Source organism: Vibrio sp. EA2 (assembly GCF_033042495.1).
Classification (GTDB): Bacteria; Pseudomonadota; Gammaproteobacteria; order Enterobacterales; family Vibrionaceae; genus Vibrio.
Window position 1 is genome coordinate 1 of the sequence record NZ_JAWLID010000033.1, and the last position, 9,284, is coordinate 9,284.

The 9,284-nt window shown below is 41.4% G+C and carries 11 protein-coding genes and 1 pseudogene; 6 read left to right on the top strand and 6 right to left on the bottom strand.

What is annotated here, in order from left to right; genetic code table 11:
- Window positions 1-79 precede the first annotated feature (79 nt).
- The 5 genes and pseudogenes from RXX31_RS24410 to RXX31_RS24430 all read right to left on the bottom strand — a co-directional run.
- Window positions 80-582, bottom strand: a pseudogene (locus RXX31_RS24410) (reverse transcriptase N-terminal domain-containing protein); the annotation flags it as partial.
- Between the two features lie 663 nt (window positions 583-1,245).
- Window positions 1,246-1,719, bottom strand: coding sequence for a potassium channel family protein (locus RXX31_RS24415; RefSeq protein ID WP_411198000.1), 474 nt, complete (start codon window positions 1,717-1,719; stop codon window positions 1,246-1,248).
- The gene (locus RXX31_RS24420) at window positions 1,716-2,000 is read right to left on the bottom strand and encodes a hypothetical protein (protein WP_047102597.1); all 285 of its coding nucleotides are present in this window, start codon (window positions 1,998-2,000) and stop codon (window positions 1,716-1,718) included. Before RXX31_RS24420 ends, RXX31_RS24415 begins: the two co-directional genes overlap by 4 nt.
- Before the next feature lie 30 nt (window positions 2,001-2,030).
- Window positions 2,031-2,327, bottom strand: coding sequence for a hypothetical protein (locus RXX31_RS24425; protein WP_047102596.1), 297 nt, complete (start codon window positions 2,325-2,327; stop codon window positions 2,031-2,033).
- A 35-nt stretch (window positions 2,328-2,362) separates the two neighbouring features.
- Window positions 2,363-2,695 (bottom strand): membrane protein, encoded by a 333-nt coding sequence (locus tag RXX31_RS24430; RefSeq protein WP_047102595.1) that lies wholly within the window; start codon window positions 2,693-2,695, stop codon window positions 2,363-2,365.
- A 285-nt stretch (window positions 2,696-2,980) separates the two neighbouring features.
- Here RXX31_RS24430 and RXX31_RS24435 point away from each other — a divergent pair, with 285 nt between their 5' ends.
- From RXX31_RS24435 to cas6f, 4 genes are read left to right on the top strand one after another with little or no spacing between them, the layout of a single operon-like run.
- The gene (locus RXX31_RS24435) at window positions 2,981-4,168 is read left to right on the top strand and encodes a TniQ family protein (protein WP_047102594.1); all 1,188 of its coding nucleotides are present in this window, start codon (window positions 2,981-2,983) and stop codon (window positions 4,166-4,168) included.
- Window positions 4,169-6,091 (top strand): type I-F CRISPR-associated protein Csy2, encoded by a 1,923-nt coding sequence (locus RXX31_RS24440; RefSeq protein ID WP_047102593.1) that lies wholly within the window; start codon window positions 4,169-4,171, stop codon window positions 6,089-6,091. It begins immediately after the preceding gene.
- The gene (gene csy3, locus RXX31_RS24445) at window positions 6,078-7,121 is read left to right on the top strand and encodes a type I-F CRISPR-associated protein Csy3 (RefSeq protein ID WP_317592184.1); all 1,044 of its coding nucleotides are present in this window, start codon (window positions 6,078-6,080) and stop codon (window positions 7,119-7,121) included. Before RXX31_RS24440 ends, csy3 begins: the two co-directional genes overlap by 14 nt.
- 3 nt (window positions 7,122-7,124) lie before the next feature.
- Complete coding sequence (cas6f, locus tag RXX31_RS24450) at window positions 7,125-7,721, top strand: type I-F CRISPR-associated endoribonuclease Cas6/Csy4 (protein WP_317592185.1); 597 nt, start codon at window positions 7,125-7,127, stop codon at window positions 7,719-7,721.
- Between the two features lie 423 nt (window positions 7,722-8,144).
- Here the strand turns inward: cas6f and RXX31_RS24455 are convergent, their stop codons facing one another.
- Complete coding sequence (locus tag RXX31_RS24455) at window positions 8,145-8,351, bottom strand: helix-turn-helix domain-containing protein (protein ID WP_005499654.1); 207 nt, start codon at window positions 8,349-8,351, stop codon at window positions 8,145-8,147.
- A gap of 248 nt (window positions 8,352-8,599) precedes the next feature.
- On the opposite strand from RXX31_RS24455, the gene RXX31_RS24460 reads away from it, so the two are divergent.
- Window positions 8,600-8,995, top strand: coding sequence for a hypothetical protein (locus tag RXX31_RS24460; protein ID WP_047102590.1), 396 nt, complete (start codon window positions 8,600-8,602; stop codon window positions 8,993-8,995).
- Window positions 8,995-9,284: DEAD/DEAH box helicase family protein (locus RXX31_RS24465; protein ID WP_317592186.1), on the top strand; the 290-nt coding region annotated here is incomplete at its 3' end. The genes RXX31_RS24460 and RXX31_RS24465, both read left to right, overlap by 1 nt.

A 9,284-nucleotide genomic window follows, 5' to 3' on the forward strand; every position in this document is an offset into this window, starting at 1 on the left:
ATCCTAGGGTCATCTGGTGATACAGACGGTTCACTCTTGTCGTAGTGAACAACGCTTCATACGACTTCAGGTCGCACAAGCACTGCTGTATTGCATCGGCTGCGCTTCGGTTAGGTCTAAAACCATAGCTGTTAGGGTCGGCAATTGTTTCCGATATAGGTTCTAGTGCTAGAAGATGTAACGCTTGTTGCGCTCGGTCTATCATGCACGGGATACCTAATGGTCTAAGTTCGCCGTTTTTCTTCGGGATATAGATTCTTCTAAGCGGTTTGGCTCGATAGCCTTTTCTGCTCAGTAAGCTGACTGCCGCCATTCGACGTGCATCGGTGTTCCAGATGTCGCCGTTAATTCCTGGCGTTTTACTGCCTTTGTTTTGTGATACTCGACGAACAGCGAGAAGCTTTGCTGCTTTCGAGTGAGTCAGTATCCACTGTAGTGCTTTTGCCTTACCGTGTTTACCTTTTCGGATTGCTTTGCAATGCGCATCTGGAGCCTTAACACAAGGCGCTCAACCGCTTTCCAGTCGATGGATTGCCATTGGGCGCTGCCACAAGGGGCACTCACTTCATGAGAAGAGATCATCTGCGTTCCTTCTTAAATAAAGTTTTCCAAATCATCTTGCAATGGGAGACCAGTTGGAAGTGGGCACACTTTCGTGCCAGACATCTGTCTGTATCTGCATCATTACAATGCAGCGTTCGCTTTTTCCAACCTCCTTTACCAGCACCGCTATCGGCTATCTTCACAGATAGCTTTCCCGAAGGAACGATTCTGGCTTACTGTGTTCCGCATGTCGCGCAATATCAGGGTAGATGCCCACTATAGTGCGAGGAGCTTATCGATCACGAAAGAGTAATGTCCAACCTCTTTCCTACTCCCGTTGCCGTTTGGCCACAGCGTATTAACCACTTCCGCTGCTTCATCATATAACGCACCTTACATGGATTCACTTTCGTTCATCATACTGATTCCCTAGCACTCACCCGATTTGTGGTTATCAGGAGGAGCATCCCCTCGCGGTTTTGCTCCCGTTTGGCTCCGTGCCAAACTTCGTTACATTGTTAGGCTCGCTGCTTTATTCAGAGCCTTAGGGTCGTCTGGTGATACAAACGGTTCACTCTTATCGCGGTGAACAGCGCTTCATGCGACTTCACGTCGCACGGACAAAAATGAGTTACGAAAAATTGAATATTAAAAACTCATGAATAATTACAAGTATGGCAAGTCTAATCGCAAGATAGCAGACTACCCATTTCTTTCAGCTTGCTGTTTTAATATTGATTTCAACTCCTGAACCTCTGCCCTGAGATCATGCACCTCTTCTAAGATCTGGACATCCATCTTGCGCTCGTTAGAGGTCCACGAGGCCAGAACAGCAGTAAAGCTACCAAACATCCCAACACTGGTGGTGATTAAGATAATGGCAACAATACGCCCTTCCAATGTCACCGGGAAAAAGTCACCGTAACCAACCGTTGTAATAGTGACGAATGTCCACCAAAACGCATCACCGGCGTTATGAATATTGGTACCCGGCATATCCTTCTCGAGATAAAGGATGTAAATCGAACCAAACAGCATCATCATTAGGGAGGTCACCACCATAAAGTGCAGTGACGTCGAAGCCTTGTTTTCATTGATTGCATGAGAAATCATTGAGATAGACTTGATCGCACGCACCAAACGAAAAACTCTAATTAAACGCGCAAATTGATTCACTCCATCAATGGGATACAAGAAATAAGGTCAAGCCAGCCCCATTTCATATACTCAAGCTTGGACGGCGCAGCTCTATATTGCTGAACAAAGTCAATAATGAAGATCGCGCAAATAAATGTATCTACATAGATCAGAATCTGCAGGACGTCAGATGGCAAGTTAAAGACAAGTACAATTGCTAGGGAAACAACAAATACAGATAAAACTAATACTGCCAGTTGAAAGTTGGTAATGTGTTCCGGCACTTTGGGTCGATACATAGTAGCAATCCATTGAAACATTTAGCAGAACTACCTTGAAGACGAAAACGCTTAATCGAGTGCTTGCTTCGCCTCTCGATTCAGAACCTTAAATGCAGTTCTCACAAGTAGCAGGATCTGAGAGAACAACGCCGCTCCCCATACAACGTTAACTACAATTGAAGGAACAAATGGCACGATAATCAGAGTCAAGAAGCAAAGCGTGATACCGAAATAGCTAACGTTCGCAGTGGCAAATCGGTGGGCGGTATGAATCTCGATAACATGTTGAATCTTAAGTAAACAATACAGGTAAGTTGCTAAGCCCAAACAGCCTATCAATGCATATTTGAACGGGTATTGTTCCATAAAACCTATTTTGACCTCTGCTGACAATGCGACGCCTATCGTGACAGCGACAGCATCAACAGCAGATGAGAGATCGTCCACTTGATGAATGTGTTAGGCGCGTTGCCGAGTGGCTTACTATTGCCTACAAAGTCAAAATATATCCAGCACAAAACGAAAATTGATAGGCCGCCAAACGCGTAGTTAACAAGTACGTCGCCAACCACATCATCAATACCTTTTTCCGCAAGGGTGATAACAGGCTTAAAGAAGCCTTCACCTGCAACAATCAATAAAAGCAGCGCAAAGCACTCAGCCATATGTCCAAAGCGTGGTAAGAAGCGCTCATTGTTTAGTGCACCTTTGACTGCTTGATTCGAATACAACACCTATTCAAATCAAAATATGATTAGATTATCGCAAATATTCGCATCACTAGAGGCTGTTTTGCAGAGAAACGGCTCCGATAACGTCTAAATAGAATAAAGGCCCAGGCTCAAACTCAACGTCACTACTCAGCAGACGGTACACCTCTCCGTCCCACTAAACTCTTTAAACAAGAGGTGCCTATCAAGTTGGTGGTTATTCAACTAACCTAATAAAATATGATAAAAATATCTCATAATCCTATTTTTGAGCTATAGTAAAATTGAATAACTTTATTGGTTCAAGTGATGCTTTTACAACGTCCAAAACCTTATCCAGACGAAAGCCTTGAAAGCTTTTTTATTCGTGTTGCAAACAAAAATGGTTATAGTGATGTTAATCGGTTTTTAGTAGCCGTTAAGCGTTATCTTTTAGATATAGATCCAAGAAAGTTCCAGACATTTCCCACCGATATCTGTCGCATCAACCCGTACTCCTCCAAGAAACATTCAATCTCGCGAACACACGCATTACATCACCTCAGTCAGTTAACATTTAACGAACCTGTAGATTTACTCGGTATCGCGTTAAACAGAAACCAAATGCAGTTTTCTCCGTCAACAACCGCGTTAATCCGTGGTGCAGAAGTCATTCCACGCTCTCTTCTACGTAAGGGGGCGATTCCATGTTGTCCCTGTTGTCTAGGTGAACACGGATATGCGAGTTACCGCTGGCATTTTTCAGGGTATGAATATTGTCATGAACATGACGTTAAGTTAATAGAACGCTGTAGTTGCGGGGCAATTTATGATTACCGGTATGCGGGATTATCAGGTGTATGTACTGAATGTGGGGAAAATATATCCGCATCTCAAGAAAACCACGAGCCTAAAGCGACCAGGATAGCATCTTGGTTAGCAGGAGATGATGTAAAACCATTGCCAGATGTCCCTCTTAGTTATAGATGGGGGTTCATGCATTGGTGGTCTCAAATATCAAGCTCATGTAAAACTCGAAACAATGGTGAATTCTTAGCCTTTTGGGAACATTGGCCAAACTCCTTTCACAAGTTGATTGGAAAAGAAATAGATTTCAATTTCGAATACTGCGTTCTTAGTAAAAACGATTTAAGAATGAAAGACATTCTAGGGAAGATTCTGTTTAGCTCAATTCAGCTTCCTGACCGTAACTTTCGTTCGAATATCATATTAAGAGAGATGTTTCAGTATATAGAAACACACTTATGGGACGACAACGGTAAACTGGCGAACCTTCGAATGAATATGCTCGAGATATGTGTATTGCTGAACTGTTCTCGAGAGCAAGTGACATCAATGATTGAGCAAGGCCTACTCACCCCAAATCGTCAACTTGGAAAACGAGAGATACTCATCGTTACTGAATACGCTTTTTACTTGGGTGATGTTTATTGTCTTTGGCTTTCAGAATTTCAATCTGATGAGTTCAATCGCTCTTTTTACCTGTCGAGGTGGTGAATGACAACACTGGCAGAAATATTAGATAACAAAACAGACGACCTTAATAAAGATTTGCGCAGAGCCTTTAGACCACTCTCCGCACCCGTTGACATATCAGATACTTCCATTGAAGCGCTAACCATACTAGTGAACCTAACAGATAGAGTCATCGAACAAAAAGACCTACTTGATAGAAAGAAATGTAAAGACAAGCTTAGAGACGAAAAATGGTGGGCCAACTGCTTCAGAACCGTTAAATATCGCCAAAGTCATAACCCAAAGTTTCCTGACATTAGAGCAAATGGCGTAATTCGTGCCGCACCAGTCGGGCATTTGCCACCTTTTATGCTTTCTTCTAGTAAATTACCCCAAAATAGCTGGGCTTATGCCAATGACTCTAGCCAAGTGAATAAATCCTGTTTTTTAACGAGTGAATTTATATGGAATGGTGACGTTCATTGCTTAGGTCAGTTGCTCACAGAGCTTGAACATCCGCTCTGGAATGTTCTAAGAAAACTCGGATGTTACGTTAAAACAGCCAAATACATATCAAAGGAGCTAGCACTTATTCCTCCGTTGGAAATTAATACTTCGCTAGTTAGAAATTATTTGGCACAGATTTCTCTTCCGAACGACGAAGACTCATATATTTCTTTATCACCTGTGGTTTCTCAATCAATGCAAGAAGATTGCTATCAAGTATTGAGTGAGCACTATCGATTTTCTGCTATTACTCTATTTAGCCGAGCGACAAACATGGGAACTCTGGCAATGAGTTGCGGAGGGAAATTCAAAATGATCCGCTCTTTGCCTCCGATAGAAAAGTACCAACATCACCACTTAGACTCCGTAAATTGGCTTACAAAGCGCTCAGTCAGAGCTATACGAGACTACACAGAGTCTTCCGTATGGGTAATATCACCAAATAAACTGGCACTTAGAAAAAAATCAATCATTGAAGACATTAAAATAATGCTTTCCCAATGGCTGCGTACCACTCCCACGCACGAAGAAAAGTTAGATATAAGGAAATTAACAGAACGCTTCAATGTCGATTTAGCCAAAACCAAGTTTGCAAATCGCTATGCTTATGATCCCCTGCTAACTCAGCTGATCTACAACTGTATAGGTTCAATCATTCATTCACCGCCTCAAGATGCTCCAAAATGCGAGGGAAATGACGACAAATACTTGCTGCTACCAAATCTTAGAATCTCTGGTGCATCAGCCATGAATACGTCTGTGAGTATTGGAATACCTTCTATGATGGCGTTTTATGGATTCGTACACGCTTTCCAGAGAAATGTACAAACAGCTAATCCTAACTTTAAAATTGAAAGTTTCGCCGTATGCATTCACAACATTCATGTGGAAAACCGCGGATTAACAAGAGAATGGGTACCAAACACAAAAGGACAAATTACAGCACCTGCAACACGAGACGATTGGCAGTGTGACGTTGCAGTAAGCCTGATTCTTCGTTGCAGTCATTATTCTCAGCTAATACCTCGCGATTTCATACGCTTATTACCGGGAAGAATAGCAAGAGGGAAAGTGACAGTTTCCATATCCGATATAAAACACTTAGGCCGATGTTTGAGTTTGGCTGATGCAATCAAAGCGATACCTGTTGAAACAGGTAGATGGCTTAGCCTAAATAACGAAGTGACCTTAAACAGTATTCAAGATGTGATTGACGAGTTAAAAAATAACAGATTACAAACCGTCAGCTGCATTGGTTATCAACTATTAGAAACCCCATGTGAAAAACGTGGCTCACTACACGGGTACAAACATGCTTTCGTCGAAACCATACTTGGTATCATAAAACTTTTAGCAATAAGTAAAAATACAAATCCCAACCAATACTTTTGGCAATATCACTATTCGAAGCAAGGTCCGATTTTACTTCCCAGGAGCATATCCGATGAAACTTCCTAATAACTTGTCCTATATAAAATCTATTGAACCTTCTGATGTCATTTTCCTTGTTAACTGGCCAGATGGAAGAAAGACACCACTCCCATACACTAGCCGTGTAGCGTTAGGTATGAAAGAAGGCTCCAAGTCTGCATACAAAGATGATGGCCAAATTGACATGGACGCAACGGCACACTCCCTAGCCCATGGCAACGCGCACGAAATCGACTTTTGCTGTGTACCTTACGGAGCCGAGAGTATCGAATGCGAATTTTCTGTTTCATTTGCTTCGAGTCTTCGTAAACCATTTAAGTGTTCCGATCCAGAAGTAAAACGAACCCTAGTTCAATTGATTAAGCTATACGAGGAAAAAGTGGGTTGGGAAGAACTCGCCAATAGGTTCCTCGAGAATATTTGTAATGGTAGATGGCTTTGGAGAAATAACGAATGTACATATTCAACATCAATCGGTATAAAACCATGGCCATGGGAAGACGAAAAAGCCATTAGCCCATTCCATGACATCCGAAAAAATTATGCTGGCACTAACCACTTCAGAGATCATAAAGACTGGGATCAGCTAATCAAGTTAATCACTGACGCTTTTTCCCAACCGAATGGGCTCTGTATTTTCGAAGTCAGCGCTACATTTCGTTTAGGAACAAACGCTCCAATTTATCCTAGTCAAGTATTCAAAGACTCTGTCAAAGGTGAAAAAAACCGCATCTATCAATCCACTGACGTAGATGGAGAGAGTAGTCCTATACTCGGTTGTTATAAAACTGGAGCGGCAATAGCCACGATTGACGACTGGTATCCGGATGCGGACAAACCAATACGTATCAGCCACTATGGTGCACATAAAGAAGACGTTTATTGTTATCGTCACCCAAACACTGGGAAAGATTTATTCACACTTTTGGAAAAAGCCGATCAATACCTCGAACAACTTCAGGCGACAGATGTATTGCCAGATGAAATGATTAATGACCTGCATTTTATCGTTGCAAACTTGATAAAAGGCGGGTTACTTCAACGGAAAGGAACCTAAACCATGGATTGGTACTATAGAACCATCACATTTTTACCTGAATATCGAAACAATGAAGCAATCGCAGCTAAATGTATCAAGGAATTACATCGTTTTAATTACAAGTATGAAACGAGATCCATTGGCGTCTCGTTCCCACTCTGGGGCCAAGAAACGGTGGGACGTAAAATCACCTTTGTTAGTACCAATAAAATGGAGTTGGATTTTCTGGTATCACGAAGGTATTTCGTACAAATGACAAAACTTGGTTACTTTAGCATTTCCACAACACAAACTGTCCCAGACGATTGTTCTTATGTTCTATTTAAACGTGCACACTCTATAGATAAAGGAACATCTGCGGGCCGAGCGAGGGAGTTAAAACGACTTGAGCGAAGAGCTTTAGAACGAGGCGAAATATTTGACCCTATAGCTTATTCCAAAACCACTAGTCATGCATTCCAAAGCTACCACTCACTGGAAGAAGATAGCAGCAGTGGCAATAAGTTCCGACTGAACATACAAATGAAGGAAAGGTCAGGAACTGTAGGTACCGGAACATTTAGCAGCTATGGGCTAGGCAATACCGATAATTCATTGCAGGTTGTTCCATTGATTTAACCTTACATCTACACCATCTTCATAACCTATTGATTTTACAGCCTAGAATGTAGCATTAAGTTAAAAAGGGTAAATTCGTAGAAAAACCATTAACTAACTGATATTTATGGACTATTATTACATTGGTAATAGTGAACTACCGAATAGGTAGCTGATAATTTTGCGCAAATTTATAGTCACCTGGGAAAGTAGTGAACTGCCGCATAGGTAGAGAGGAGCAGTTTAAAAAATCAATACTATTACCATCTCCAAACAGCTAAACTCTTAGCTGTTTGCTTTGGCATTAGATGAGGACTATAATCCTCATCACTACTGAAAAGTAGCTGATAACAAATTTACATCTCCAGGCTCAGCCAAAAAGCGAATACTGCCGAACAGGTAGGAGGCTCCGTCAACTAGAGTAAATGAACTCTTCCAATCTATTTATGGTAGAAGCACTCGAATATCGCACTGAAGGACACTTGCTATCTGGTAGGCTTTTTCTAGTGTGATATTCACTTCACCTCGTTCTATCCTGCCTACGTAGCTACGATCTATATCTGCAGCCAAAGCCAACTTATCCTGTGATATTCCTTTGTCTTTTCGCATAGAACGAACGTTGTAGCCAAACTTTTTTGCTAAGTCTCTCATTTCAAAAGTACATTAAAAAGAAAGACTATCTATTCTTGAAGAGAACTTTTCCACGGACTATAATCCGCATTTATTTTTCTATGTTCAAATCTACTGTCGAGAGTTGCTACGTGTCACAAGACCTTACCATTCAACCATATATCATTGATTCAATAATCATAAATAACAAACCCACGTTTAGAATATCTGATATACGGGATCTGTTGTTAACCAGCACGATGCAAGACAAAAGTGTAGGTTATGTACGAATGTTTGTTTCTAAACAACTCAATACAATGGTAAAGCAAGGACTACTGACAACATCAGGAAATAATCGCAATAAGCTGTTTCATAAAACCACTTTGTTTCAACAAGTTAATGCCTCAAGCGTAGAATCAGAAATTAATCTGGGCAAAGCTGTTGATTTGGTAAGTTCAGTCCCATATATCGCTGAATTGAACAAAATGAGAGGCAAGCTCAATGGAGAGCTTGCAATGCTAATTGCTGAAATGGACGAGTATCGTTCGATTATGGCGCAATACCCTCAGACTCAAGAGAAAGTAAAAAAGCTGCATCAAGAATCGACACAACTTTCGGCCACTTTAACTGGGCAAATAACCGCCATCTCAAAAACAATAGACCTACTCACGTCGGAGGCTGTTTGATGCTTAGAGATTGGCAACGAAACTGCATTAAAGAAGCCTTAGGAAAATACAAATCTGGCAATAAGCACTTTCTTACTCAAGCAACTCCCGGCGCAGGAAAAACTATAATGGCTGCGTATTTAAGTAAGCAACTCTTAGATTCAAATATGATTGATTTGATTATTTGCTTCTCTCCGTCAATTAATGTTGCTAATGGGTTTACACGCACTTTTTCTCGTGTATTGCAGTGCTCGTTCAATGGCTCTCTAGGTTCATTAGGAACATCACTAACCTACCAAGCTATCCAATA

Bases quoted from the DNA above. Each gene is read 5' to 3' on its own strand.
- cas6f (WP_317592185.1), top strand. From the start codon at position 7,125: ATGGATTGGTACTATAGAACCATCACATTTTTACCTGAATATCGAAAC.
- RXX31_RS24460 (WP_047102590.1), top strand. From the start codon at position 8,600: ATGTTTGTTTCTAAACAACTCAATACAATGGTAAAGCAAGGACTACTG.
- RXX31_RS24425 (WP_047102596.1), bottom strand. From the start codon at position 2,327: ATGGAACAATACCCGTTCAAATATGCATTGATAGGCTGTTTGGGCTTA.
- RXX31_RS24420 (WP_047102597.1), bottom strand. From the start codon at position 2,000: ATGTTTCAATGGATTGCTACTATGTATCGACCCAAAGTGCCGGAACAC.
- csy3 (WP_317592184.1), top strand. From the start codon at position 6,078: ATGAAACTTCCTAATAACTTGTCCTATATAAAATCTATTGAACCTTCT.
- RXX31_RS24435 (WP_047102594.1), top strand. From the start codon at position 2,981: ATGCTTTTACAACGTCCAAAACCTTATCCAGACGAAAGCCTTGAAAGC.
- RXX31_RS24440 (WP_047102593.1), top strand. From the start codon at position 4,169: ATGACAACACTGGCAGAAATATTAGATAACAAAACAGACGACCTTAAT.
- RXX31_RS24455 (WP_005499654.1), bottom strand. From the start codon at position 8,351: ATGAGAGACTTAGCAAAAAAGTTTGGCTACAACGTTCGTTCTATGCGA.